We start from the raw sequence: 25,076 nt of genomic DNA, 5'->3' as shown, positions 1-25,076 counted from the left end.
GTTATCAATTTAATGATGAGGTGACTGTAGATGGATTTTTTTAAGCGTCATTTCCTTGTGCCCTTGATAGCGGTCCTAGCCCTCGTGGCCATCGCCTACATCGGGGTCAAAGCCAATTTAGAGTTTGTTTTCGGGGTGGTGATCCCGTATCTGGCCGTGCTCATCTTCTTTGAGGGCCTGATCTATCGGATCATCAGTTGGGCGCGGTCGCCCGTCCCTTTCAAAATTCCCACCACGTGCGCCCAAGTTAGGACGCTGCCCTGGTTTAAGAGAACTATCGCCGATAAATTAGACAATCCGGATACCAGGCTCTGGACGGTGGCGCGCATGGCGCTGGAGGTATTGGCTTTTCGCAGTCTCTTCCGCAACATTCGCAGTGAGTTGCGGCGGGATAAAGACAACCCGGAAAAGTCCCGCCTGGTCTACTGGTCCTACAAGTGGCTATGGCTGGGGGCTATTGCCTTTCACTATGCCTTTCTGGTGGTGATCTTGCGGCATATCCGGTTTTTCACCCAACCGGTGCCGCATTTTGTTACGGCTCTGGCGGAAGCCGACGGTTTTGTGCAATTCTACGTGCCCACGGTATACCTGACCGGGGTTATTCTGGTTCTGGCGGTTACCTATCTGCTGGCCCGCCGCATCTACACCCCGACGCTGCGCTATCTCTCTTTGGCGGCGGATTATTTCCCCCTGCTGCTGATCATCTCCATCGGCGTCAGCGGTATCCTGATGCGTTACTTCTATAAGGTCGATATCGCTGCAGTGAAGCAGTTGGCCATCGGTCTGGCGACCTTAAAACCGGTGGTTCCGGCGGGCATCGGTTCGATCTTTTATATCCACCTTTTCCTGGTTTGTGTGTTGTTTGTTTATTTTCCCTTTAGCAAACTGATGCACGCTCCGGGAGTGTTTTTCAGCCCCACCCGGAATCTCCCCGGTGACAATCGCTGGCGGCTGCATGTCAACCCATGGAATTATCCGGTAAAATTTCCGGATTATATGCACCAGGAAGATCATTATCGCGAAGCTATGATTGAGGCTGGACTGCCAGTTGAAAAGGAGAAGTAATGGCTAAGATTCCTAAACCTGCAGAATTAATACAGATAGATTACAAGCTTCCGGCCAAAAGTTGGATGGAAACCAAGGCTGATATCCGGCCCGGGTACTACGTCAACGCCGCCAGCCGCAAGTGGGTGGAATTAGTTGATTATCCCTATCCAAGAGACTGGAACGTCGCCGAGGACGACTGGAAGCTCCCGGATAATTGGAAAGAGATTGTTCTTCAAGGTATGGAAGACCGGTTGGAGCGGTTTCGGTCCTTGAAGCTTTTCTTTGATATTTGTGTCCGGTGTGGTGCCTGTGCCGACAAATGCCACTTTTTCCTCGGCACCGGCGACCCCAAGAATATGCCGGTCATGCGGGCCGAACTTATGCGGTCGGTGTACCGGCGGTATTTTAAGACCGCGGGTAAAGTTTTAGGGGAACTGGCCGGCGCCCGTGACCTTACCGAAGACGTGCTGAAAGAGTGGTTCTTTTATCTGCATCAATGTACTATCTGCCGGCGCTGTTCGGTCTTCTGTCCCTACGGCATAGATATGGCCGAAATGACCCTGATTGGCCGGGAATTGCTGTCATCAGTAGGACTCAATATCGATTGGGCCATGGCTTCCGTGGCCCAATGCTATGATCGCGGCAGCCACATCGGCGCCACTCCGCAGGCCTTCAAGGACATGATCGACTTCTTGGCGGAGGAGAACGAACGTATCACGGGTATTTCCACTCCGGTGCCCATCAACAAAAAGGGTGCTGAGATTCTCTTCATCGTGCCGTCGGGGGACTATTTTGCCGATCCCGGGACCTACACCCTGATGGGCTATCTGTTGTTGTTCAAGTATATCGGTCTCGATTACACCATGAGCACCTATGCCGCCGAGGGAGGTAACTTCGGATGGTTCGTGTCCCATGAGATGGGCAAACGGTTGAACGCCAAGATGTATGAAGAGGCCAAGCGCCTGAAGGTGAAGTGGATTTTGGGGGGCGAATGCGGCCACATGTGGCGGGTCTGCAACCAGTATATGCCTACGTGGTTCGCGCCGGTGGATTTTCTGGAAGAGCCGGTCTCTCCCATCACCGGCACTAAATTCGAGACCGCCAAACTCCACAAGATGGTGCATATTTCCGAATTTACCGCCGACCTCTTCAAACACGGTAAGCTCAAAGTTGATCCCCAGAGAAACGCCCATATCAAACTGACTTTTCATGATTCCTGCAACCCGGCGAGAGCTATGGGTCTTCTCGAAGAGCCGCGGTATATTATCAACCAGGTTTTGCCGAAAGAGAATTTCTTCGAGATGCCACCCAACACCATCCGGGAAAAGACGTTCTGCTGCGGCAGCAGTGCCGGTCTGAATGCCAATGAGAACATGGATATCCGGATGTTGGGCGGTTTGCCCCGAGCCAATGCAGTCAAATATGTGGCTGAGAAGTATGGCGTCAACCATCTTGGCTGTGTCTGCGCCCTGGACCGGGCGACCCTGCCGACGCTGATGCAGTATTGGGTGCCCGAGGTCGATGTTACCGGCATCACCGAAATGGTGGGCAACGCCCTGATCTTCGATGACGAGATTGAACGTACCACCGACCTGCGGGATCGCGATCTGGTTGGGTTCGGAGAAGAGGCTGCCGAAGAGGAGGAAGCGGAATAAATGGAACACAACGGCGATTATAAAAACGAATTCGGCTGGTTTGCAGACAAACCCAAGGTACCCAAGAAGCTTTATAATATCAAAGGCATCTTGGCCGGTCTGGCGATATTTCTGATTCTGGTGACGATGCCGCTATGGAAGAACATCGGCAAGGTGGTGCCGGCGCCTGATCCTAAACTCAACACCGCTGCTATCATGGCGCTTCCTGAAAAAAACCGCACCTGTATCGAGGACAAAGAGTTCATGCGGGCCAACCACATGCTGCTGTTAGTATCCTGGCGGGATGAAGCGGTCCGCAATGCCCATCGCGACTATATCAACAGCAAGGGGAAGAAATATCTCGCCAGCTTGTCGAACAATTGTTTGGAATGTCACTCCAACAAGAGTCAGTTCTGCGATCAGTGCCATAACTATGTCGCAGTCGTTCCCAACTGTTGGGGCTGTCATTTTGAAAAAGAGAAAAAGCAAGTGGCGCAGTCGGAGGCGAAGTAATGGGTATAAACAGACGAGAATTCTTACGCTTAGCTGGTCTCTCCACGCTCCTGGGATTGGGTGGTAAAACGGCTTTTGAACTGCTGGCGCCCGGCCAATTGGAGGCCCAAACCTACGCCCCGGAGCCTAATGCCTTAAAAGCCAAAAGATGGGCCATGGTGATCGACATGCGCAAAATGGACGAGAAGACCGCCCAGAAATGTATGAACGCCTGTCACCTTACCCACAATGTTCCAAATATTGCTCAGCCGAAAGAAGCGGTTGCAGGCGTCTCTCCGGAAGACCAGAACCGCTTTCGGATTAAGTGGCTCTGGACGGAAGATTTTCACAACGCCTTTCCGGGCGATGAGCATGCCAATCTAGCGGAAAAATTGCATCATATGAAGTTTCCGGTGCTCTGTAACCACTGTGATAATCCTCCCTGCGTGCGGGTCTGCCCGACTCAGGCCACCTTCCGGCGTCCGGACGGCATGGTCATGATGGACATGCATCGATGTATCGGCTGCCGCTACTGTATGGCGGCCTGTCCCTTCGGGGCCCGCAGTTTCAACTGGAAAGACCCCCGTCCTTATCTGAAGGAAGTGAACATGAATTATCCCACCCGGGAGATCGGCGTGGTAGAGAAATGCACCTTCTGCGATGAGCGGGTAGCCAAGGGGCAACTGCCGGCCTGCGTCGAAGCCTCAGGGGGTGCCATGGTGTTCGGCGATCTAGCTGATCCCAAGTCTAAGGTGCGGGAGTTGCTGCGCGCCAACTTTACCTTGCGGCGCAAAGCACATCTGGGCTCAAATCCCCAAGTCTATTACATCGTGTGAGGTGTCTATGCTTGAGCAAGCGTTTGTAGGAACCAAAAAATATTTTGGGGTGCTGGCCGGTCTGGGTTTTCTCATCGCCTTGGGCGCCCTTGGTTATTATCAACAGCTTACTACCGGGTTAGGCATTACCGGCATGGGCCGGGACGTCTCCTGGGGTTTTTATATTGCCCAGTTCACCTATCTGGTCGGTGTGGCTGCCTCCGGGGTTATGGTGGTTCTGCCCTACTATCTGCACGATTATAAGGCCTTCGGCCGTATTACCATCCTGGGCGAATTCCTGGCCGTGGCCGCCGTTTCAATGTGTCTGCTGTTCATTGTTGCTGATCTGGGGCGGCCGGACCGGTTATTTAATATTATTAAATATCCGACGCCGGGATCGGTGCTCTTCTGGGATATGGTGGTGCTCAACGGCTATCTCCTGTTGAACATCGTCATCGGCTGGAATGTTATGGAAGCGGAGCGCAACGACACCAAGTACAAACCCTGGGTGAAATTTTTGATTTACGTCTCTATTCCCTGGGCTATTTCCATTCACACCGTCACGGCGTTTTTATATGCCGGTCTGCCCGGCCGGGGTTTTTGGTTGACCGCCGTCATGGCGCCCCGCTTTCTGGCTTCAGCCTTCGCCGCCGGTCCGTCTCTGCTCATCCTGCTCTGCCTGTTGGTGCGCAATAACACGAAATTTGATCCCGGCAAAGAGCAGATCCAGACCCTGGCAAAAATTGTCACCTATGCCATCCTGGTTAATATCTTCTTATTTTTCTGCGAGATCTTTACCGTCTTCTACAGCCAGATTCCGGATCACATGCTGCATTTCAAGTATCTCTTCGTGGGTCTGGAAGGCAAAGGCCAGCTTGTGCCCTTCATGTGGTTCTCTCTTCTGGGCATGATTGCTACGGCACTGTTCATGGTGTCGCCGAAAGTCCGGCAGAATGAGAATCACCTGGCCATAGCCTGCGTTTTTATCATCATCACTACCTATATTGACAAAGGTTTGGGTCTGGTCTCGGCCGGTTTTATCCCCAACCCCTTGGAGCACATCACGGAATACTGGCCTACCGGTTTGGAGGCCATGATTACTTTGGGTATCTGGGCTACCGGTTTCTTTATCCTGACGGTTTTGTATAAGATCGCCGTCTCCATTAAGGAAGAGATCAGGGCCTGATTCCGGTCGCCGGGGCGGCCTCGTGCGCCGGTCCTTTTTCAAATAAGTCTAGAGTCATAAAAATGGGCGGGTTTTTATACCCGCCCGTGCAATTTCGGTATCCAGGGTTGACAATTTACCTGCGGCCCATCATCAGTTCCAGGTCTTCCAGCAGAGATTGCAGGTCCTCCTCGTGCTCCACCTCCTGCTCTAGGATGGTGGTGACCATATTAAAAGTAACGATATCGCTGTCCCGGGTTTTTTTCATCAATTGGTCGTAGTACGAGATGGCACAGCGTTCCCCGTCAATGTTCTGTTCCAAGATCTTCTTGACGTAGTCGTCATCAGGGGGAAGATACCCGCAGCCGGACCATTCATACCACTTCTTGGGTTCAGTAATGGGTTTCCCGCCTAGCTGAATGATACGGTTGGCCACCATGTCGGCGTGCATCAGTTCTTCGGTGGCATGCTGCAAAAGTTCGGCCGCCACTGCGTCCTTCATCGGCCCGCGCACGACCTTGGCTCCCACCCAATATTGATAATAAGCAAGCCATTCATCGGCAAAGGCCTTGTTTAACAGGTCCAGCAATTCTTTGACATCCATTCCGACGATTTCTGTTCCTCTTTTTCCCATACGTGCTATTCCTTTCGTGCGAATGTATTTGATGTGATTGTTAGGATGGCCTCGAACACGGTTTGGTTGGATGTGCAGACCATCCGGCGCAAGGCAAAAACATTTGAAAGGACTTTTTTAACCTATTTCAATACTAATTATCCGGCAGGGATTTGTAAAGACCGGGGCCATTATATCGTTTCCGGTTTCCGGTCGGAAAGTAAAGCGCCGATTGCCCTATCTTTGAGAAAGCAGGGGTTTGAGCCCGGTCTATTTTCAACTCTGGACGCATACATGCAAAAGGCGAACCCTTGAGGGGGTTCGCCTTTCGTAGCCTGTAGTCTTATCAACTAGTTAATGGGCATGATCGTGCACTTCGGCATAATGTGCCGGATGTTCATGCTCATGGGGGCCATGCTCACCCATGTGTTCATGGTCGTGCTTATGGACGTTTGCCACATGCGTATGGGGATGACAATGCTCATGGATATGTTCATGCTCATGGACGTGAGTATGTTCGTGAGAATGAACCACCTCGCCGTGGCGATGCTCATGATCATGCCGGTGTGTATGCTCATGATCATGCAGATGCCGATGTTCGTGGACTCCTTGCATTTCGTTCTCCTCCCTTCATAGGATTACGTATGGTCTTTCATAGACCGATTAATGAAAATTTTATAATTCAAAAGGATTAAAGTCAAGAGACCTTTTTTAAAAAGTTTATCGCCTTACCTCCCGAAAAGTAAGGGTTTGTGACATCTTAGGATTATGGTCATTCTGAGCGTAGCGAATCTAATGTATTGATAGGCTTAAGATCATTTATTCGTTCAGGATGGCAAAAAAATAATTTGCCTAAGCCTCCGGTTGATTGCTCAATTCATCGCCATCCGGAAAGTCCTCTATTTTTGGGGTTATCCCTAATAGGGGCGGGGTAACCGGTCTCTACAATCTTCGAATATGGTCAAACAGGGGCTTTGGCAATTCCAGCTCGGGTACAACCTTCTTCATGGAGACCAAGACATGCTCGAACGTCGCACGCGAGCAGTTGCGAATGACGTCGTTCTTTTGTTCATATGGCGAACACGAAGAAAACGAGTGGATGCTTATGACGCAGGTCCGGGTATTTGTCGGGAGCTCGGGCCATTTCCACAAGCCAAGAGCATCCAGGGTTTGACAGACTGATTCCATCTGCTCCCGAGACACCCGTGTTGAATGTTGGCATATAGCATAGATGTCCGTGCGTCTCAATAAGTCTGATTCAAACCAGAGAGGAGCTTCAATCCTAAAGAATGGCTTTTGCTGGTTCATCTGATTAATATCAAGGTAACCTGTGATGGCGGTACAGGAGCGATAAAAATTCTCCCGAATCTTCTGGACAGTCGTAAATGAATTTATCAATCGATCAGGTTGAGGCAAATCGCCGATTGATTGCCCGGTCATCGCTGCTTTGGTCGGGGAGGGAGGATCAGGGGTTATTGTCGGGCGCAGTCGGAGCCTTGACTTGAGCCATTGCTTGAGTTCCAGCCAGATCAGCCTCATGATCACCTCCTTTAGTTCCTGGTGATTGCCATTACTTGTCGGTCACCCGCGCACCATGAGAATCATCTGCCGGTGGTACAGGCCTCCTCTCCGGTGCGGAAGTTATTTTCCTATTAACTCTGATCCCCAAACGTATTTTCTAATCTGTAAATTATAGCATAATTATTGTTCTGGTTGCAGTTTGTTACAGGACAGACCAAAATCGGTATTAATGGTTTCTGGCGCCGGCCTCCCTTGTATAAAAACAGGTTATAGGTAAGGTGTAAGAGGTAAGAGGTAATGACTCCTGGCAATCCGTTGGAAGTCGACTGTTTTTATGCTTCGTTGTGTTCGGCAGAACATATGGACTTGTATAAAAACAGTGAGCCGTGAGCCGTGAGCCGTGAGCAGCAAAAACATTATTGTGAGCAGCCGCCACGATTCTGTTTTCATGCTTCGTTGTGTTCGGCAGAACATGTGCACTTGTATGAAAGAAGGTGGTGCAGGCTTTGCAGCCGGCACGCTGATGCACAGGCCAGGAGGCCTATGCCACCAATCATTCTTTCATGCTTCGTTGTGTTCGGGAGAACATGTGAACATGTATAAAAACAGTGGGCAGTGGGCAATGGACGGTGAGCAGAAACAGCACTATTGTGAACAGCCGCCACGGTTCTGTTTTCATATTTCGTTGTGATCACCAGAATATGACAATTTATAAGCGGTGGAAAGTGTCTGATCTCCGTTATTTTTTGGCATCAGACTTTTAACTTGACTAACAAAAGCTAATATTTTAAGTTTCATAAGATAAATTAATAGTAGAAAGAATCAATGCCAGCCCTCGCCTTTTTAAGCCACTTGAACTGCTTGTGCCGTTAGTGGGTGCGGTTTGGGCGTCATAATGAATGCCTAGCCGCGGGCGGCGGTGTGGCGTGAGAATAATATGCAAGAAGAATCAAACATCATCGGACAGCGCCGGAAGAAGGTTCAGGAGTGGCGTGACGCCGGCCTCGAGCCGTTTGCAAATACCTTCCATCCGGAGCATCGCATCAGTGAGTTGATGGCGGCGTATGGGGGGTTGACCGGGGCGGAACTGGATGGGTTAGGCCAGATCTTTAGTCTGGCTGGCCGCTTGGTGCTGATGCGGCAGTTCGGCAAAGCCAGTTTTTTCCATTTTCAAGATGATGGCGGCCGTCTGCAGGGGTATATCCAACGCCAGGAGGTCGGTCCCGAGGCTTACACTTTTTTTAAACGGCTGGATTTGGGGGATATTGTCGGTTTTCGCGGCAGCCTCTTTCGGACCAAGACCAATGAACTTACCTTGCAGGTTAAGGATTTTATCTTATTGACCAAGGCCTTGCGGCCGCTGCCGGAGAAATATCACGGTCTGAGCGATGTGGAGCGCCGGTATCGTCAGCGGTATCTAGATCTATTTGTCAATCCGGAGGTAAAAGGCGTTTTTCGGGCCCGGTCCCGCATTATTCGGTTAGTGCGGGATTTTATGGAACAGCGGGAATTTCTGGAGGTCGAAACCCCCATGATGCAGCCCATTCCCGGCGGTGCCACGGCCCGGCCTTTTCAAACCTATCATAATGTATTGGCGATGCCTCTTTATTTGCGCATCGCCCCGGAGTTATATCTCAAGCGTCTCTTGGTGGGAGGCTTCGAACGGGTCTTTGAAATCAACCGGAGCTTTCGCAATGAGGGTGTCTCTACGCAGCATAATCCGGAATTCACCATGATGGAATTCTATCAGGCCTATGCCACCTATGAAGACCTCATGATGTTGACCGAAGAGATGTTCGGCCAGATTGCCACGCAGATTACTGGCGGCCGGCAGATCGATTATCAGGGTCACAAAATCGATCTTACCCCTCCGTGGCAGAGGTTGGAGATGCAAGAGTCTTTGACCAGGGTGGGCGGCATCCCGGCGGCCCTGGTGCAAGACCGGCAGGCGTTGGTGCAGTTGGCACTGGAGCAGGGTGTGACCCTGCGCCCCGGCGAAGGCTATGGGCGAGCCATGGCCAAGCTATTCGATCTACACGTGGAGCCGAAGCTGATCCAACCGACCTTTATTACCGGTTTCCCCGTTGAAATTTCGCCGCTATCCCGCCGGAACCAGGTCAACCCCGAATTGGCCGACCGCTTTGAACTCTTTATTGCCGGCAAGGAGATTGCCAATGGTTTTTCGGAACTCAATGATCCGGATGACCAACGGCAGCGTTTTTTAAAACAGGTGGCGGCGCGGGAGGCTGGCAATGATGAGGCCCATTTTATGGACGAAGATTTTGTCCGGGCTTTGGAATACGGAATGCCGCCCGCGGCGGGGGAGGGTATCGGCATTGATCGTTTGGTGATGCTCCTCACCGATTCGGCATCTATCCGGGACGTCATCCTGTTCCCTCAGTTACGCCCCGAAGGATAACAATTCATGCAATTCGAGCGGCTCGTGGCTTTAAGGTATCTTAAGGCCAAACGCCGGGAAAAATTCATCTCGCTCATCTCTTTTATTTCGATTGCCGGGGTCGCGGTGGGGGTTATGGCCCTGTTGGTAGTGATCGGGGTGATGACCGGCTTTGATCAAGACCTGAAGAGAAAAATCCTCAGTGTCAACGCACATGTCATCCTGATTAAACCCGGCTATAGCATTGTCGACTACGATGCCTTGGTAAAAAAAGTAGAAGCCGTGCCGGGGGTGGCCTCAGCCAAGCCATTTATTTATACCCAGGTGATGTTTTCGGGTCCGAACAATATTTCCGGCGGGGTAATCCGGGGGCTGGACCTGGCCAGTATCCATCAGGGCGGTCCTGCTGCCATCGAAGTGCGGGACGGCAGCTTCACAACGTTGGATAAAGTGCAGCCGGCAGAACTGCCATCAGTCGCCGTGGGCAACGAATTGGCCAAAAATATCGGTGTCAGGGTCGGCAGCCAGATCAAAATCATCTCTCCTCTGGGGACACTGACCCCAATGGGGCGCATCCCACGCGTGAAAAATTTCCAGGTCGGGGCCATCTTTCATTCCGGCATGTTTGAATTTGACAATACCCTGGTATATGCCAGTATTCCCCAGGTGCAGGAGTATTTGGGACTGGGCGATAAAGTCACCGGTTTGGAAATCCGGGTTGACGATATCTACGCCGCCGATACCGTTGCCGCAGCCGTTCAAACCGCTTTAGGTCCGGGGTATCAGACCCGCGATTGGATGCGTATGAACCGGAGCCTTTTTGCCGCCCTTAAGCTTGAAAAGATTGCCATGTTCATCATTCTCACCCTGATCGTCCTGGTGGCCGCTTTTAACATAACCAGCACGCTCATCATGTTGGTCATGGAAAAACATAAAGATATCGCTATCCTGAAATCGTTGGGGGCCACCCGGCGGAGTATAATGAAGATATTTATCCTGGAAGGGTTGATTATCGGCGCCATCGGTACCGTTTTAGGCCTCGGGCTGGGTTATCTGCTGACCGCCATGTTGAAAAAATATGAATTTATCAAACTACCCAGTGATGTCTATTACATTTCGACTCTGCCGGTGAAGGTGGAATCCCTGGATGTCGCCTTGATCGCCGGGGCCACGATGCTCATCAGTTTTCTGGCGACTATTTATCCTTCCTGGCAGGCCTCCCGGTTGGACCCGGTCGAAGCCATTCGTTTCGGTTAAGCTTGGCGAAGTTTTTGGGGGCTGAGAAACCCGCCCAAGGCATTTTTATTCAACAGACAGTCATGAGAATGGCCAGGAAAGTCCGGAGACGCTTTCCGGTGCCAGATTCCTTGAGAGATGCAACATGATAACAACACCCGGTCTACGCCTCGGGTCTCAGATACGTTTAGAAAATCTCATCAAGACGTTTACTTCCAACGGCAATCGGGTCGAGGTGCTCAAAGGCGTTGATCTGGAGATTATGCCGGGGGACAGTCTGGCCATTGTGGGCGCCTCGGGTGTGGGCAAGTCGACGCTGTTGCACATCATCGGTGCGTTGGAGCGTCCTACTGCGGGGAGGCTATTGTGGGGCGAGGAAGAGATCTTCACCTTTAATGACGAGCAGCTGGCCGCCTTCCGCAATCGCAAGATAGGGTTTGTCTTTCAGTTTCATCATCTCCTGCCCGAATTCAATGCCCTGGAAAATGTCATGCTGCCTGGTTTAATTGCCAGGCTTGCCAAGTCCGAAGCCCAAGACCGGGCTGAGGCCATATTGCAGCAGGTGGGACTTCAAGAAAGGTTGCGGCACCGTATCGGTGCCCTGTCAGGAGGGGAACAACAACGGGTGGCAGTGGCTCGAGCCTTGGTCATGAATCCGGATGTCCTATTGGCTGATGAACCTACTGGAAATCTGGACCCCCGCATCGGCAGGCAGATTCACGAACTGTTGATCGGTTTGAATCGGGAAAAAAGGTTGACAACCGTAGTAGTCACCCATAATCTGGAACTGGCGGAACTTCTCGGCAACCAGATCACCATCAGAGAAGGCAAGGTGGTGCGGCTTTCCCAAGATCACAATTGAGGTGTTTTTTGTGAAAAGACTATCTCTGACCCTAATCTTATGTCTGTTCTGGATTACGCCCTCGGCTGCTCAAGAGATCACCTTAAAACGCTTGGCGGTCTTTCCCTTTACTATCTTGAGCAAAGAGCCGCTGCCCGGCGTCAGTGAAAAAGTTCAGCAGACCATTCAGGAGCAGATGGAAAAAGATGGTTTTGGGATGGTTCCGATCGGAGAGGTAGAACGAGAGATTGCTCTCCGAAAAGCTCCCCTGACTCCTGAACTAGCGACGGAAATCGGTAAGAAACTGAACGTTGATGCCATCATCGCCGGTTCATTGGTCAAAATCGGACCCACGGTGGCACTGGAGGCACAGGCAGTCGATCTTACTGGGAAACTAGCCCCGATCAATCTGAAGTTTGAAGGGGTCGGTCTGGCCTCGGCATCTCAACTTGCCCGGAAGTTGGCTCAAGAAGCCGGCCTGAAAATTATGGGTCAGGAAAGAATCGCCAAGATCGAATTTAAAGGCAACCGACGTATTGAGAATGATGCCATTCTGGCCACTATCCAATCCCGGTCGGGAGATTTGACCTCTACTATTAAGCTGCGTGAGGATTTAAAAGCTGTCTATGCCATGGGATACTTCTCTGATGTCAAAGTTGACGTCACCGACACCCCACAAGGACGGGTGGTCACCTTTCTGCTGGAGGAAAAACCGTCCATTGACCAGATCTTGGTTCGGGGCAATAAGAAAATAAAGACCAAAAAAATCCTGGAGACCATGGACATTAAGCAGTACTCCATCGCCTCCGACGCCACTATCCGGGACAATATCAACAAGGTTAAGGCCCTCTATCGTGAGAAAGGCTATTATGAAGCCGAAATTAATTATAACTTAGAGCCAGAGACGCCTACTGAAGTAAATTTAGTCTTAGATATTAGTGAAGGTGCAAAACTCTACGTCCGACAGATCAATTTTACCGGCAATGCCGCCTTCAAAGATAAAGAGCTGAAAGAGGTAATGGAGCTCAAGGAAAAGACCCTATTGAGTTTCATTACGGGTTCGGGAATAGTCAAGAAGGATGTCCTGGAGCGGGATGCCGAGAAAATCTCCGCTTTTTATTTTAATCACGGTTATATCAAGGCCCGGGTGGGCGAACCGGAGATCGAGGTCAGATCAAAGGGCATCTATATTACAATCCCTATAGATGAAGGTCCTCAATACAAAGTTGGCAAGATTGATTTTCAGGGGGATTTAATCGAACCGGCCGATAGTCTGCTTGGAAAAGTGAAGATACTGAAAGAAAAGGTTTACAGCCGGGAAGTGATTCAGCAGGACCTTACCACCCTGGCGGATCTCTATGCCGATCAGGGTTACGCCATGGCGGATATTTCGCCGGTATTAAAGGAGAATGATCAGGACCTGACGGTGGATATCACTTTTGATATCCGCCAGGGGGAGAAAGTCTATTTTGAGCGGATCGAGATCGCCGGCAATGTCAAGACGCGGGACAAGGTCATCCGTCGGGAATTGCGGGTTTATGAACAAGAATTGTTCTCTGCCACCAACATCAAAAAAAGCACGCAGAATCTAAGGCGTCTGGAGTTTTTCGAAGACGTCAATTTTAGCACTAGTCCGGGGAGTGCGCCTGATAAGATGAATCTTAAAATCACCGTGAAGGAGCGTCCTACCGGGCAGTTCGGCGTCGGCGGTGGTTACAGCAGTCAAGATCGGGTTGTCGGCATGGTGGAGATTTCGCAGTCAAACCTTTTTGGCCGAGGGCAGCAGTTGCGTCTTCAGGGCGTCTTGGGTGCTATCACCCGCCGCTATCGACTCAACTTCAGCGAACCTTATCTTTTTGACAAACCCCTCAGCTTCGGCTTCGACGCCTACAATTGGGAGCGGGAATTTTATGAGTATACTCGGGATAGCCGCGGGGGGGATATCAGGCTGGGTCATCCCTTGCGGTGGGAATATACCCGTCTGTTGTGGATGTATCGATTTGAAAATGTCAATTTAACCGACATGGTGGCAAACGCCTCGCCGGTGTTGCTGGAAGCCGCTAAAATTCATAATACCAGCTCTACTTCGCTGACTATCCGCCGTGACTCTCGGGACGCCATTTTTACCCCCACTCGTGGGTCCGACAATAGTTTTACCGCTGAATTGGCCGGGTTGGGCGGCGACGCCGCCTTCACGCGTTTTGTGGCGGATTCCGGGTGGTATTATCCTTTATTTTGGGGGACTGTGGGTGTTATCCACGGTCGATTGGGATATGTTCTGAAAAACAGTTGGGGTGCCTTGCCAGCCTATGAAAAATTTTACCTGGGCGGTATTGATTCGATTCGCGGTTTCAAATACGCTGAAATCAGTCCCCGCGATCCTGTAACCAATGACCGCATCGGCGGTGACAAATTCCAATTTTTCAACTTCGAATTCCGCTACCCCTTATACAAAAAAGTCGGCCTGACCGGATTGGTGTTTGTCGATACCGGCAACGTCTACGGTTCCGGCGAATCGTATCTGAGTAGCATGCGAACTAGCGTCGGTACGGGTATCCGCTGGTATTCGCCTATGGGACCGCTACGCGTCGAGTGGGGTTATAACCTCAACCCCAAACCCTGGGAGCGGCGCAGCAACTGGGAATTCTCAGTGGGTGGCAACTTCTGACGATTACTGTCTTAGCTCTGATGGGAAAATGGCTTTTGCCATAGAGAAAATAAGTTTCGAGCTTCGAGAAAAAAATGACTGCAGCACAGATTAGAAAATCTGTGCTGCCGGCAAATGATTTGCCTGGTTTGCGGGTAATTGCATTAAAACAATGCTCTTAAAAACGGCGGGCGCGGCCAATGGCCGCCGCTGATGTTGAACATGGTCGATGAGCAAAAATTTGTATGAAAACAGTGAGCGGTGAGCAGAAAAAGCATTGTTGTGAGCAGCTGCCACAGCTCTTAAATGAAAGATGGTGGTGCAGGCTTTCCAGCCGGCACGCTGATGCACAGGCCAGGAGGCCTATGCCACCAATCATTTTTTCATATTTTGTGGTATTCTTTCGAACATGATGACTTTTGCAGGAATGACAATTTGTTTAACAGCGCAGTGATTTTTGAATCTGCCCGGTATGGCCTAAGGAAAAGACCTGTATATTGGTAGAACCTTATTTCTCAAAGATTTGCCAACAGATTCCCGCAAAGGGGCAAATATAATATCTCCATAAGGAGGAATGGATGAAATTAAAAGTATTTCAGCTGTGCACCACTCTGGTTTTAATTCTTAGCTTTGCTGCTGCCGCGCCAGCGGCTGATGTCAAGGTTGCCGTCGTTGATATGGCGGATGTGATTTTTAATTCTTCCGAGGGCAAGCGGGCTCAGGAGTCTATCAAACGCAAAGGCGAAGAGCTGGGCCGAGACCTTGAACGCCGCCGTACTGATTTTGGCCGCCAGGTGGAGGAGTACCAAAAGCAGGCAGCAGTCATGAAAGATGATGCCCGTAAAAGGAAAGAAGAGGAATTTGGCCGCAAGGAAGCGGAATTACGGCAAAAAGTCGGCTCCTCGCAGCAGGAAATGGCCAAATTGGAAGAAAAGGAATTGAAACCTTTGTACGATAAATTTAAACGGGTTATCGAGCAGATTTCCAAGGAGGGGAAATATTCCTTGATTCTCGATAAACGCGTGGTCATCGGCTTTGATCCTTCTGTTGATATTACCGAAAAAGTGAAAGATGCCTTTGGTCGTTAAATCTCTGTATGACTAAGACGCTAAAAGAATTGGCCCAATTGGTGGGAGGCGAATGTCGGGGCCCGGAAGACCTCCCTCTGAGCGGCATTAACGCCATCGATCAGGCCGGACCGCATGAGATCACCTTTGTGACGCGTCCGAAATTTGCCAGGCGGGTGGAACAGAGCCGTGCTGGGGCTTTTATTGTCTCACCCCACCTGGGCCATCTCGGACGCCCGTTGCTTATTACCGACGACCCATATCTGGCCTATGCCAAGATTGCCGAAGTTTTTGCCCCGCCCCTGTGGCGCTGGCCTGGCGTCAGCAACCAGGCCTACCTGGGAAATGCCTGTCGTTTGGGAGAGCAGGTGTCTATCGCTCCCTTTGTCTGGATCGGTGATAACGTCAGTCTGGGCGATCGCGCTATTCTCCTGCCTGGGGTGGTGGTCGGTAACGGAGTGAGTATCGGCGCCGACGTGGTGCTGCATCCCAATGTTACTATTCGCGACGGCTGCACCATCGGCAACCGGGTCATCATCCACGGTGGGGCGGTAATCGGCGCCGATGGTTTCGGGTTTGCTCCGGATCGAGAGTCCTTCCATAAGATCCCGCAATTAGGTTCCGTGGTGATTGAAGACGATGTGGAGATTGGGGCTAACTGCACCATCGATCGGGGAGCCTTGGGAGATACTCGCATCTGCCGGGGAGTGAAAATTGACAATCTCGTCCAGGTAGCCCACAACGTGGTAATCGGCGAAAACTCCATCATTGTGGCGCAGGTAGGGATTTCCGGTTCCACCCAGGTTGGACGGAATGTGATGTTGGCCGGACAGGTCGGCCTGGTGGGGCACATAACTATCGGTGATGGTGTGCGCATCGGCGCCCAGTCCGGCGTGTCAAATTCAGTCCCGGCCGGTCAGACGGTTATGGGCAGTCCGGTGCTGCCGCACGGAGAATTCTTGCGCATGATCACCGTCCAGAAAAAACTGCCAGAGATGTATAATCGCATAAAAGTGTTAGAAAAGCAGGTGGCCAAGCTGAGTTTGGCCCTTGCCAAGGAGTAATCTGCATGACGCAGCCTGATCAATTGGCCGTGGAAGACATCATGCACTATCTTCCACATCGTTATCCTTTTCTGCTTGTAGACCGGATACTTCAGGTAACGCCGGGAAAGTTCATCAAGGGCTTGAAGAACGTTACCCTGAATGAACCTTTTTTTCAGGGGCATTTTCCTGGTCGTCCGGTGATGCCCGGAGTTCTCATCTGCGAAGCCATGGCCCAGGTAGGAGGCGTCCTGGCCTATATGTCCACTCAGGCGCATCTGGAAAAGAAATTGTATTTTTTTGTCGGGATGGACAAAGTCCGCTTTCGGCGACCGGTGGTTCCTGGAGACCAGCTTATTATGGAGATGACTACCATCCGGGGCGGGAAAAAGGTCTGGAAGATGCTCGGCAAGGCGTTGGTCGAGGACAACGTCGTTGCCGAAGGGGAATTTATGGCCGCTTTGAGTCGGGAGGAGAGTCCTGCAGATGCCTGATGTTCATTCCAGTGCCATCGTTCATTCAGATGCCCAATTGGCCGCCGGGGTGAGCGTGGGGCCTTACAGCATCATCGACGCCAACGTTGTCATCGGAGCCGATACGAAGGTCGGTCCTCATGTCGTCATTCGGCCATATACCACGATTGGCGAGCGCTGTAACATCTTTCAGTTTGCCGTCATCGGCGAAATTCCTCAGGATCTGAAGTTTCAGGGTGAGGAAACCAGGCTTGTTATCGGCAACGACAATACTATCCGGGAATTTGCTACCCTGCACCGGGGTACCGCTGGCGGCGGCGGCCTGACCCAGGTCGGGGACGGCAATCTGCTGATGGCCTATACCCACGTTGCCCATGACTGCTCGGTGGGCAATCACGTCATCATGTCTAATGCTGCTACTCTGGCAGGACATATCTCAGTGGATGACCATGCGATTATCGGGGGGCTGTCTGCTATCCATCAGTTCTGCCAGATCGGAGCCTATGCCTTTGTCGGCGGCTGCTCGGCAGTGGCTCGGGACATTCCTCCCTTTTGCATGGCCATCGGCAACCGCGCCAAAATTGTCGGCCTTAATTTAGTCGGGTTAAAGCGGCACGGATTTACGAGTGCCACCTTAGAGGCGTTGAAATCTGCCTATGAAATCCTGTTTGCCTCCGGCTTGACCCTGAAAGAAGGAATAGTTCAGGTCCGGCAGCGGTTTCCGGCAGAGCCGGCCATCCACAAGATGCTGCAATTCCTTGAATCTTCAGAAAGAGGCCTGGCGCCTATTGATGTCCGGGAAAATCGGTCTCATCGCGGGAAAGAATAAATTTCCCCTGATATTTACCCAAGCTGCACAAAAACAGGGTCTAGAGGTAGTAGCGGTCGCCCATCATGGCGAGACCGATCCGGCCCTGGAGCAGATGGTCAGCGCCCTAAAATGGGTGTATGTAGGTCAGTTGGGGAAGATAATCCGATTTTTTCAACAGGCCGGCGTCAGTCAGGCGGTTATGGCCGGCGGCATTACCAAAGGCCGACTCTTCACCCACCTGAGGCCCGATTGGCGTGCCCTTAAGATTATCCGCCGGGTAGGTCAGGCCCGCGATGATGGCATCCTGCGGGCCCTGGCTGACGAATTGGAAAGTGAAGGCATTACCATTGTTTCGCCTACACTATTTCTAGAGGAACTGCTGGCTCCGGCTGGCGTTCTCAGCCGACGGCGGCCATCGGCTGGCGAGCAACGGGATATCCGGTTCGGCTGGTCTATCGCCAAAGAAATCGGCAAGCTGGATATCGGCCAGTGCGTCGTCGTCCGCCGCCAGGCCGTGCTTGCCCTGGAGGCCATCGACGGCACTGATGCTACCATCCGCCGGGGCGGTCTATTGGCCGGTGAGGGGGCGGTGGTGGTGAAAGTCAGTAAACCAGGGCAGGATTTGCGTTTTGATGTCCCGGCCGTAGGCGTGGAGACTATTCAGGTTATGAGGGAGGTCAAGGCGAGCGTTCTAGCCCTGGAAGCGGGCAAAACCCTTGTCTTTGATCGCGATGCCATGCTGCACTTGGCCGATCAGGCGAAAATTGCCGTTGTCGGCCTGAGCCTGTAATATTTATAGGTTCTCAGATATGGGTTGCTTGGGCCGAACACAAAATTCGTACCTTCCCGGTAGTTGTCAAATCGTGGTAAACCCGGAAGGTAGCGTCATCCTCAGGGGGGGCGAATACTAGATTTGCCCCAAACAACTGAAGTGTTATAAAAGAACAAAAAAGCCCGGGGGGTATGTGTTCTCCACCCCAGGCTTTTCTAGAGTGTGGACAGCCGATAGCGCCCTAGGCCCCCATGAAAAATTCCTCTTTCAGCAATGGCGGTTTGAACTCGATGACTCGGATCAACAATACCGGCGCAGTGGCATGGCTCACCACTTTTTCCGCGGTGCTGCCCAACACCCAGGCAACTTCACCCTTGCCGTGGGTGGCAAGGGCAATAAGATCAACATCATTGTCATCCGCATACTTGATGATTGCCTGGGCTGGCATACCTTGTAAATAGGCCCAGTTTACCGTCAGGCCTTTACCTTGCAGATCGCCGGTGACCTTTTGTAAGTACCGCTCTGAAGCCCGTTTATCATGTTCGGCTGCTGTCTGGAAAACCTCTGGGCTAGCCACTCCCGCCAGATCGATCCCGGAAGATCCTACCGTGATCAGAGTCACCTGGGCGCCACACATTTTTGCCAGTTCTTCTACCTGGGGCAGAATCTTTGCCGCCAGGTCCGAACCATCCAAAGGAACCAAAATCTTCTTAAACATGCCGTCCTCCTGCTGCGTAGGTAAGATTAGTAGTTAACCTCAATTCCTCGGTTCCCAAGATTCTCTTCTAAGAGGCCTATCAGGTTTGTATTGCTGTAGGTTTCCACCAACTCCAATAATACACCAACGGCACTTAAAAGGTAAACAACTTACGATTGCTTAATAACAGAAAATCATTCTTGACCTAAAGCATAATGTCAGAAGATACCGGTGTCAATGGAAATTATTCCTGTGAATTTAAAAAGTTTAGGGTTTCAGGGCAGGAGCCCGGCGGGTAGGGCACTGCCCACCAGTTAATTAATATCTCCCATCTCCTGTTCTTCTGCGGGTTCCCCGGGTTCCTCGATTGCTTTGTAGAGTTCACGCTGGAGGAGGCGGTGGTAGGCGGTAAAGCGGCGTTCGGAGGTATCAGCCTTGAGATGTTGTTCAAACATCTTGAGTTTGGCGTCAAGGTCATCCAAAAAATAGACCATCAGGGCCTCCCGGGTCTTGGGTGGAGTGGGTGAACCGAACTCCTGATAGCCGTGGTGGGATATTATAATATGTTCCAATTGCAGCAGCAGCTCCGGATCGGGAAACTCTATTGCTGTGGCTGTCTGCCGGATCATCTCCAATCCGAGGACAATATGCCCCAGAAGCTGGCCGACGGTGGTGTACTCCGGTGAGTAGGGCTTGGCCAGTTCCTTGAGCTTGCCGATGTCGTGTAAGATGGCCCCGGCCAGAGCTAGTTCCCGATTTATATCGGGGTAAAAAGCCGCCACCTGCTGCGCCAATCGGCCCACAAACCAGGTATGTTCCAGCAATCCTCCGAAATAAGCATGGTGGTTGTGACGGGCCGCAGGGGCTGCCTGCCACGCCTCGGCATGATCAGACATCAGACGTTGGACCAGATCCCGCAGCGGCCCGGTCAGGTGCTCTTGCACTAAATCCTCCAACTCTCCCCACATCTGCTGCCGGTCATATGCGGTGCAGGCGTGGAGCAGGGAGGCATCAAAATCTTTGGCCTCTTTTTTGACCTGTAAAATCTGCTCCAAGGTCCAGATTTTCTTAATGTTAAGTTGTAATTCGCCGTTATACGATTCAACTCTCCCCACCACTCCCACATAATCCCCGGTCTGGAAAGAACCCGGGAATTCCTGGCGCACATTCGACCAGACCTTGCAGGGGATAGCCCCGCTTTTATCGGCCAGCACCATCGCTAGATAAGGCTCCCCTTTGCGAGTCAGACGTTCCTCGACTTGCCGCACGATAAAAAACTGCTGGATATCTATTCCTTCTTTCAGGTTGACCACAAATTCATGGGCCATGTTGGGAGTCTCCTTTTTTACAACCGAGCCGATTTAAGGCCACAGGTTTTCCTCAGGTTCATGCCTGCGGCTGAATAGACAACCGGGGAAACTTCTTTTCAACCTGCAACCGGGGAACCGGTCGGCAAGAAGAATGGACAGGTTATCGGGGTGGTCCGAAGAATGCTTCTTGACATCTAACTCTGCTATAATTAACTTAAAATAATAACTTAGCCGATAAGTTATTAACCCGGTGTAAATGACAATAAGCCCTTTCAACCTGGAATAGCGATCTCTTGCAATTATGCGCTCAAGGAAAGAGTGGGAATTTAATCTATTACCCCCGGAACGAGCGGTATCGCGACGGCAAGGAGGTTCTCCAACTGTCCCCGAAAGGATTTTTAGTTATTGATTCCTGGCCGAAGGACCCTTGGAAAAGCAATATATTTTGAGTTATCACATAGATGTAGGTAACAGAATCTGTTCTCCAAACTTGAAATGCGGCAGTCTGACCTGCCCACGTCAAACTTCGTTATAGTTAATAATTGATTGTCGCAAAAATTATTTTGATAAAAAAAAATTTTTATGATAGTATCACTCTTTATTGCTTACTGAAGCTTCCAGCGGAGGTTACGAAAAATCTCTCATGGATAGAGATTATATAGACAAAATTATCCACTTGGGGAAGGAAAAAGGCGGCTACCTTACCTACGACAACCTGAATGAGCTGATCCCTTCGGATATCATTGATCCCACTGAGATTAAAGAGGTCTTTGATTCCCTGCAGGAGGAGGAGATTGAGGTAGTCGACAGTATTGAGGACGTCTCTTACCCCAGTATGGAACTGACTGAAGAGACCGGGGAAGCGGAGATTGAAGAGGCCTTCGATACTGAAGAGGTGCCAGAGCAGGAGGGTATCGTCGCGGCCTATTTCCGGGAGATGTTGCGGTATTCGGTTCTCACCCCTGAGGAAGAGAAAGAGTTGGGCCGCATCATCAAAAATGGCCAGGAAACCATCCTCAGGTTGGTGAGTCTGGTTCGCTCGGATCATGAAGAGGTCTGTTATCTGCAGTCCAAGGTACGGGATTGGTTCCAAAACGAGGAAAAAACGGCTCAAGCCAAGGAAAAGCTCTTCCGTTTCATTAATCGGACTTTAAAGGAAGTTTTACGGCATTATCCCAACGCTGAAGAAATCAAGCAGTTGGCCAAAAAGATTAGAGAGAAAGAGAATGAAGTGGTGCGGGCGCGTGATGAAATGATCAAAGCCAACCTGCGTTTGGTGGTGAGTATTGCCAAGAAATACCTGCATCGCGGCCTGAGTTTTTCCGATCTCATTCAGGAAGGCAATCTGGGTCTGATGAAGGCCGTTACGCGCTATGATTACACTACCGGCTATCGACTGAGCACCTTCGCCTCCTGGTGGATTCGGCAGACCATAACGCGGGCGATTTACGATAAGACCCGCACTATCCGGATTCCGGTGCATCTCCAAGAGATTCGCAATCGCTGCTACCGGGCTTTTTATGATCTGCTCAAGGAGTTGGGCCGCGAACCGTTGCTCAAAGAGATTGCCGAGCGCTCTGGTGTGCCGGAAGATAAAATTCTCGTAGTGACTAATTTATCTGATGAACCCATCTCCCTGGAGACCCCTGTGGGAGATGAAGGCGACCGGTTAGGAGATTTCATCCGTAACGATCAGGCGATTTCTCCTTTTGACTCAATCATCAGTTCAGAGTTGTCTGAAAAAACGGATGCTATATTGTCGACCTTAACCCCCCGGGAAGAAAAGATCATGAAGATGCGTTTCGGTATCGGGGCGGAAGTAGAACATACTTTGGAGGAAATCGGCCGGGAATTTAAAGTTTCGCGGGAGCGCATCCGTCAGATAGAAAAGAAAGCCCTCAAGCGTCTCAAACATCCCACCCGGAAAGCTACTCTGGAGGATTTCCTGGAGTAAACGATGGTTTTTTCATTCTGTATGGCACCGATTGCTTGTTAGAGGGAGGGATAACTCCATGACAGTCATGGACGTCGATAAGATGGCGGAACTTAAAGAACGCCTGTTAGAACGCAAACGCAAGCTCTGGCGGGAAGTTAAAGGCCAGATCAAGAGTGGTTTAGGAGAGAGCTATCAAGATCTGTTGGCCACCGCCCGGGACGAGGAAGACCAGGCTCAAGTGAGCCTTTTGGAAGAAACGCAGTTTTCCCTCATAGAACCGAAACGTCAGGAGCTGATAGCCATCGAGGAGGCCCTGGAGCGTCTGGAGGGCGGCACCTACGGTGAATGCGAGGTCTGCGGCAAGCCCATTGAGCCTCGTCGCTTGGAAATTATGCCCCAGACGACGCTCTGCCGCGACTGCCAGTCTCAGAGAGAAAAAATCGCTAAGGCTGGCCTACGTTAACCCTCAGCCAACAACCTCAGGACGATTGGTTGCATATTTTCTCCTGATGCTGTTGGCTTTCTATTTTGCCGTTACAGAAAAACCGTCGGTTGGATTTGCCTATGAAGAAGAAGAAAACCATTTCAACGTCTTCCGCCCCCGGCACGGTTACCCCGGCTCCGATCCCTGTGGGTCCGGTGCGCTATGACATCTCCCGGCTCACCGATGATGATCTGTTCATTTTTAACGAAGGTAATCATTTCCGGCTCTACGATAAATTTGGGGCGCACTGTATGGAGGCCGACGGTGTCCGGGGGGTGTATTTTGCCGTTTGGGCGCCAGATGCCGAGCGCGTTCTGGTCATCGGGGATTTTAACGGTTGGCACAAAGAATCGCACCCCTTGGGTTCCCGCGGGCAATCGGGCATCTGGGAGGGTTTTATCCCAGGGGTAGTGAAAGGGGCAAAGTACAAATATTATATCCATTCCCGCTACAACGGCTACCGGGTGGAGAAGGCCGACCCCTTTTCGGTATTTTATGAGGGTCCGCCTCGCATGGCCTCGATCATCTGGGAACTGGATTACGCCTGGGGCGATCAGGATTGGCTGGCCGAGCGCCATCGCCGCAACTCTTTGAAGAGCCCCATATCTATTTACGAGGTGCATCTGGGTTCCTGGATGCGGATCCCCGAGGACGCCAATCGTTCACCGAGTTATCGGGAGATCGCTCCCAAACTGGCCCACTATGTCCAAGAGATGGGTTTCACCCACGTAGAATTTCTGCCAGTCATGGAGCACCCCTTCTATGGTTCCTGGGGCTATCAGACCACCGGTTATTTTGCCCCCACCAGCCGCTATGGCAATCCCCAGGATTTCATGTATCTGGTAGACCTGCTGCACCAGCGCGGTATCGGGGTCATTTTGGATTGGGTGCCGTCTCACTTTCCGGCCGATGAACACGGTCTGGGTTACTTCGATGGCACGCATCTTTACGAGCACGCCGATATGCGCAAAGGCTTCCATCCGGACTGGAACAGTTATATCTTTAATTATGGCCGCAATGAGGTCCGCAGCTTCCTCTTGAGCAGCGCTTTCTATTGGCTGGATAAACACCACGCCGACGGTCTCAGGGTAGACGCCGTGGCTTCCATGCTCTATCTGGACTATTCCCGCGAAGAAGGGGAGTGGATTCCCAATATCTATGGCGGCAAGGAGAATATCGAGGCCATCTGGTTTCTGCGCAAGTTCAATGAAGAGGTCTACAAGAACTTTCCTGACGTGCAGACTATTGCAGAGGAATCCACCGATTGGTCCATGGTCTCCCGCCCGACCTACCTGGGCGGTTTGGGCTTCGGGCTGAAGTGGGACATGGGCTGGATGCACGACACCTTACAATACCTGACTCATGACCCCATTCACCGGCGTTATCACCACAATACCATCACCTTCCGCATGCTCTACGCCTTCACCGAAAACTTTGTGCTGCCCCTTTCGCATGACGAAGTGGTGCATGGCAAGGGTTCCTTGATTCACAACCTGCCGGGCGACTATTGGCAGAAATTTGCCAACCTGCGCCTGCTCTTCGGCTATATGTATGGCCAGCCGGGGAAAAAGCTCCTGTTTATGGGGATGGAGTTCGGCCAATGGAATGAATGGTACCATGAAACCAGCCTTGACTGGCATCTGCTGGACTTTCCCAGCCATGCGGGCGTACAGCGTTGGCTGGCCGACCTGAACCGGACCTATCGGCAGCAACCCGCCCTTTATGAAGTAGATTTCAACTGGACCGGCTTTGAATGGATCGACTGCAATGACGTGGACGCCAGCGTCATCACCTTTCTGCGCCAGGGCCAGCGTCCCGAGGATGTTGTCCTGGTGGCCTGCAATTTCACGCCGGTGCCCCGCTTTAACTACCGCACGGGCGTTCCTCACGGCGGCTTCTGGAAAGAATTACTCAACAGCGACGCCCTCGAGTATGGGGGCAGTGGCTTGGGTAATGCCGGCGGCCTCTACGCCGACCCCTGGCCGCATCACGGACGCCCGTTCTCTCTCAACCTGACGTTGCCGCCATTGGCGGTGGTCTTTTTAAAAGTGGCTGGCTAATCATTATGAACCCT

General features: G+C 51.6%; 23 protein-coding genes. 18 read left to right on the top strand and 5 right to left on the bottom strand.

Going from position 1 to position 25,076, the window contains the following annotated elements; genetic code table 11:
• The first annotated feature begins 30 nt into the window (after positions 1-30).
• From dsrM to dsrP, 5 genes are read left to right on the top strand one after another with little or no spacing between them, the layout of a single operon-like run.
• Positions 31-1,065: a sulfate reduction electron transfer complex DsrMKJOP subunit DsrM gene (dsrM, locus tag DESAC_RS13590; RefSeq protein ID WP_013707653.1), complete on the top strand. Its 1,035-nt coding sequence runs from the start codon at positions 31-33 to the stop codon at positions 1,063-1,065.
• Positions 1,065-2,702 (top strand): sulfate reduction electron transfer complex DsrMKJOP subunit DsrK, encoded by a 1,638-nt coding sequence (gene dsrK / locus DESAC_RS13585; protein ID WP_013707652.1) that lies wholly within the window; start codon positions 1,065-1,067, stop codon positions 2,700-2,702. The genes dsrM and dsrK overlap by 1 nt, the downstream gene beginning before the upstream one ends.
• A complete protein-coding gene (gene dsrJ / locus DESAC_RS13580; RefSeq protein ID WP_013707651.1) occupies positions 2,703-3,194 on the top strand; it encodes a sulfate reduction electron transfer complex DsrMKJOP subunit DsrJ in 492 nt (163 codons plus the stop codon).
• Entirely contained in the window at positions 3,194-4,009 is an 816-nt protein-coding gene (dsrO, locus tag DESAC_RS13575; RefSeq protein ID WP_013707650.1) for a sulfate reduction electron transfer complex DsrMKJOP subunit DsrO, read from the top strand. The genes dsrJ and dsrO overlap by 1 nt, the downstream gene beginning before the upstream one ends.
• A gap of 7 nt (positions 4,010-4,016) precedes the next feature.
• Positions 4,017-5,174 carry a sulfate reduction electron transfer complex DsrMKJOP subunit DsrP gene (gene dsrP / locus DESAC_RS13570; protein WP_013707649.1) on the top strand — a complete coding sequence of 386 codons (1,158 nt, stop codon included), beginning with the start codon at positions 4,017-4,019 and terminating at the stop codon, positions 5,172-5,174.
• Positions 5,175-5,289: 115 nt separating this feature from the next.
• Here dsrP and DESAC_RS13565 read toward each other — a convergent pair whose 3' ends face one another.
• Positions 5,290-5,787 (bottom strand): ferritin-like domain-containing protein, encoded by a 498-nt coding sequence (locus tag DESAC_RS13565; protein WP_013707648.1) that lies wholly within the window; start codon positions 5,785-5,787, stop codon positions 5,290-5,292.
• A 336-nt stretch (positions 5,788-6,123) separates the two neighbouring features.
• Here DESAC_RS13565 and DESAC_RS16350 point away from each other — a divergent pair, with 336 nt between their 5' ends.
• Entirely contained in the window at positions 6,124-6,402 is a 279-nt protein-coding gene (locus DESAC_RS16350) for a hypothetical protein (RefSeq protein ID WP_013707647.1), read from the top strand.
• Positions 6,403-6,708: 306 nt separating this feature from the next.
• Here DESAC_RS16350 and DESAC_RS13550 read toward each other — a convergent pair whose 3' ends face one another.
• The gene (locus tag DESAC_RS13550; protein WP_013707646.1) at positions 6,709-7,305 is read right to left on the bottom strand and encodes a hypothetical protein; all 597 of its coding nucleotides are present in this window, start codon (positions 7,303-7,305) and stop codon (positions 6,709-6,711) included.
• Positions 7,306-8,224: 919 nt separating this feature from the next.
• On the opposite strand from DESAC_RS13550, the gene lysS reads away from it, so the two are divergent.
• From lysS to bamA, 4 genes are all read left to right on the top strand, one after another.
• A complete protein-coding gene (lysS, locus tag DESAC_RS13545; RefSeq protein WP_013707645.1) occupies positions 8,225-9,706 on the top strand; it encodes a lysine--tRNA ligase in 1,482 nt (493 codons plus the stop codon).
• A gap of 6 nt (positions 9,707-9,712) precedes the next feature.
• A complete protein-coding gene (locus DESAC_RS13540; protein WP_013707644.1) occupies positions 9,713-10,942 on the top strand; it encodes a lipoprotein-releasing ABC transporter permease subunit in 1,230 nt (409 codons plus the stop codon).
• Positions 10,943-11,066: 124 nt separating this feature from the next.
• On the top strand, positions 11,067-11,783 hold the full coding sequence (locus tag DESAC_RS13535; RefSeq protein WP_013707643.1) for an ABC transporter ATP-binding protein: 717 nt from the start codon (positions 11,067-11,069) through the stop codon (positions 11,781-11,783).
• Positions 11,784-11,793: 10 nt separating this feature from the next.
• Positions 11,794-14,430 (top strand): outer membrane protein assembly factor BamA, encoded by a 2,637-nt coding sequence (bamA, locus tag DESAC_RS13530; protein WP_013707642.1) that lies wholly within the window; start codon positions 11,794-11,796, stop codon positions 14,428-14,430.
• 90 nt (positions 14,431-14,520) lie between these two features.
• Here the strand turns inward: bamA and DESAC_RS16135 are convergent, their stop codons facing one another.
• On the bottom strand, positions 14,521-14,760 hold the full coding sequence (locus tag DESAC_RS16135) for a hypothetical protein (protein WP_148231251.1): 240 nt from the start codon (positions 14,758-14,760) through the stop codon (positions 14,521-14,523).
• A gap of 227 nt (positions 14,761-14,987) precedes the next feature.
• Here DESAC_RS16135 and DESAC_RS13525 point away from each other — a divergent pair, with 227 nt between their 5' ends.
• Genes DESAC_RS13525 through DESAC_RS13505 form a run of 5 tightly spaced genes read left to right on the top strand, consistent with a single transcriptional unit; the run spans position 14,988 to position 18,593 of the window.
• Positions 14,988-15,497: an OmpH/Skp family outer membrane protein gene (locus DESAC_RS13525; RefSeq protein ID WP_013707641.1), complete on the top strand. Its 510-nt coding sequence runs from the start codon at positions 14,988-14,990 to the stop codon at positions 15,495-15,497.
• An 8-nt stretch (positions 15,498-15,505) separates the two neighbouring features.
• Positions 15,506-16,540: a UDP-3-O-(3-hydroxymyristoyl)glucosamine N-acyltransferase gene (lpxD, locus tag DESAC_RS13520; protein ID WP_013707640.1), complete on the top strand. Its 1,035-nt coding sequence runs from the start codon at positions 15,506-15,508 to the stop codon at positions 16,538-16,540.
• Between the two features lie 5 nt (positions 16,541-16,545).
• Positions 16,546-17,013, top strand: a complete 468-nt coding sequence (gene fabZ, locus DESAC_RS13515; RefSeq protein ID WP_013707639.1) for a 3-hydroxyacyl-ACP dehydratase FabZ — start codon at positions 16,546-16,548, stop codon at positions 17,011-17,013.
• A complete protein-coding gene (gene lpxA / locus DESAC_RS13510) occupies positions 17,006-17,821 on the top strand; it encodes an acyl-ACP--UDP-N-acetylglucosamine O-acyltransferase (protein ID WP_013707638.1) in 816 nt (271 codons plus the stop codon). The genes fabZ and lpxA overlap by 8 nt, the downstream gene beginning before the upstream one ends.
• A complete protein-coding gene (locus DESAC_RS13505) occupies positions 17,751-18,593 on the top strand; it encodes an LpxI family protein (protein WP_218915683.1) in 843 nt (280 codons plus the stop codon). Before lpxA ends, DESAC_RS13505 begins: the two co-directional genes overlap by 71 nt.
• A 223-nt stretch (positions 18,594-18,816) precedes the next feature.
• On the opposite strand, the gene DESAC_RS13500 is transcribed toward DESAC_RS13505, so the two are convergent.
• Both DESAC_RS13500 and DESAC_RS13495 read right to left on the bottom strand, forming a co-directional pair.
• On the bottom strand, positions 18,817-19,293 hold the full coding sequence (locus tag DESAC_RS13500) for a universal stress protein (protein WP_013707636.1): 477 nt from the start codon (positions 19,291-19,293) through the stop codon (positions 18,817-18,819).
• Between the two features lie 293 nt (positions 19,294-19,586).
• On the bottom strand, positions 19,587-20,600 hold the full coding sequence (locus tag DESAC_RS13495; protein ID WP_013707635.1) for a 3'-5' exoribonuclease YhaM family protein: 1,014 nt from the start codon (positions 20,598-20,600) through the stop codon (positions 19,587-19,589).
• Positions 20,601-21,225: 625 nt separating this feature from the next.
• Here DESAC_RS13495 and DESAC_RS13490 point away from each other — a divergent pair.
• From DESAC_RS13490 to glgB, 3 genes are all read left to right on the top strand, one after another.
• Positions 21,226-22,536, top strand: a complete 1,311-nt coding sequence (locus DESAC_RS13490) for a sigma-70 family RNA polymerase sigma factor (RefSeq protein WP_013707634.1) — start codon at positions 21,226-21,228, stop codon at positions 22,534-22,536.
• 58 nt (positions 22,537-22,594) lie between these two features.
• The gene (locus tag DESAC_RS13485) at positions 22,595-22,981 is read left to right on the top strand and encodes a TraR/DksA family transcriptional regulator (protein WP_013707633.1); all 387 of its coding nucleotides are present in this window, start codon (positions 22,595-22,597) and stop codon (positions 22,979-22,981) included.
• A gap of 101 nt (positions 22,982-23,082) precedes the next feature.
• Positions 23,083-25,062: a 1,4-alpha-glucan branching protein GlgB gene (gene glgB, locus DESAC_RS13480; RefSeq protein WP_013707632.1), complete on the top strand. Its 1,980-nt coding sequence runs from the start codon at positions 23,083-23,085 to the stop codon at positions 25,060-25,062.
• Positions 25,063-25,076 lie beyond the last annotated feature (14 nt).

Origin of the sequence: Desulfobacca acetoxidans DSM 11109 (genome assembly GCF_000195295.1) — a bacterium.
Taxonomy (GTDB): domain Bacteria; phylum Desulfobacterota; class Desulfobaccia; order Desulfobaccales; family Desulfobaccaceae; genus Desulfobacca; species Desulfobacca acetoxidans.
The sequence above is the reverse complement of the archived record's forward strand: the minus strand, read 5'-3'. Positions and strand labels throughout refer to the sequence as shown.

What these genes read in the sequence shown, in the direction of transcription:
- dsrO (WP_013707650.1), top strand. Translation starts at nt 3,194, where the DNA reads ATGGGTATAAACAGACGAGAATTCTTACGCTTAGCTGGTCTCTCCACG.
- DESAC_RS13485 (WP_013707633.1), top strand. Translation starts at nt 22,595, where the DNA reads ATGACAGTCATGGACGTCGATAAGATGGCGGAACTTAAAGAACGCCTG.
- dsrK (WP_013707652.1), top strand. Translation starts at nt 1,065, where the DNA reads ATGGCTAAGATTCCTAAACCTGCAGAATTAATACAGATAGATTACAAG.
- DESAC_RS13540 (WP_013707644.1), top strand. Translation starts at nt 9,713, where the DNA reads ATGCAATTCGAGCGGCTCGTGGCTTTAAGGTATCTTAAGGCCAAACGC.
- glgB (WP_013707632.1), top strand. Translation starts at nt 23,083, where the DNA reads ATGAAGAAGAAGAAAACCATTTCAACGTCTTCCGCCCCCGGCACGGTT.
- DESAC_RS13495 (WP_013707635.1), bottom strand. Translation starts at nt 20,600, where the DNA reads ATGGCCCATGAATTTGTGGTCAACCTGAAAGAAGGAATAGATATCCAG.
- DESAC_RS13535 (WP_013707643.1), top strand. Translation starts at nt 11,067, where the DNA reads ATGATAACAACACCCGGTCTACGCCTCGGGTCTCAGATACGTTTAGAA.
- fabZ (WP_013707639.1), top strand. Translation starts at nt 16,546, where the DNA reads ATGACGCAGCCTGATCAATTGGCCGTGGAAGACATCATGCACTATCTT.
- DESAC_RS13565 (WP_013707648.1), bottom strand. Translation starts at nt 5,787, where the DNA reads ATGGGAAAAAGAGGAACAGAAATCGTCGGAATGGATGTCAAAGAATTG.
- lysS (WP_013707645.1), top strand. Translation starts at nt 8,225, where the DNA reads ATGCAAGAAGAATCAAACATCATCGGACAGCGCCGGAAGAAGGTTCAG.
- dsrM (WP_013707653.1), top strand. Translation starts at nt 31, where the DNA reads ATGGATTTTTTTAAGCGTCATTTCCTTGTGCCCTTGATAGCGGTCCTA.
- lpxA (WP_013707638.1), top strand. Translation starts at nt 17,006, where the DNA reads ATGCCTGATGTTCATTCCAGTGCCATCGTTCATTCAGATGCCCAATTG.
- dsrP (WP_013707649.1), top strand. Translation starts at nt 4,017, where the DNA reads ATGCTTGAGCAAGCGTTTGTAGGAACCAAAAAATATTTTGGGGTGCTG.
- dsrJ (WP_013707651.1), top strand. Translation starts at nt 2,703, where the DNA reads ATGGAACACAACGGCGATTATAAAAACGAATTCGGCTGGTTTGCAGAC.
- DESAC_RS13550 (WP_013707646.1), bottom strand. Translation starts at nt 7,305, where the DNA reads ATGAGGCTGATCTGGCTGGAACTCAAGCAATGGCTCAAGTCAAGGCTC.
- DESAC_RS13490 (WP_013707634.1), top strand. Translation starts at nt 21,226, where the DNA reads ATGGATAGAGATTATATAGACAAAATTATCCACTTGGGGAAGGAAAAA.
- DESAC_RS16350 (WP_013707647.1), top strand. Translation starts at nt 6,124, where the DNA reads ATGGGCATGATCGTGCACTTCGGCATAATGTGCCGGATGTTCATGCTC.
- lpxD (WP_013707640.1), top strand. Translation starts at nt 15,506, where the DNA reads ATGACTAAGACGCTAAAAGAATTGGCCCAATTGGTGGGAGGCGAATGT.
- DESAC_RS13500 (WP_013707636.1), bottom strand. Translation starts at nt 19,293, where the DNA reads ATGTTTAAGAAGATTTTGGTTCCTTTGGATGGTTCGGACCTGGCGGCA.
- DESAC_RS13525 (WP_013707641.1), top strand. Translation starts at nt 14,988, where the DNA reads ATGAAATTAAAAGTATTTCAGCTGTGCACCACTCTGGTTTTAATTCTT.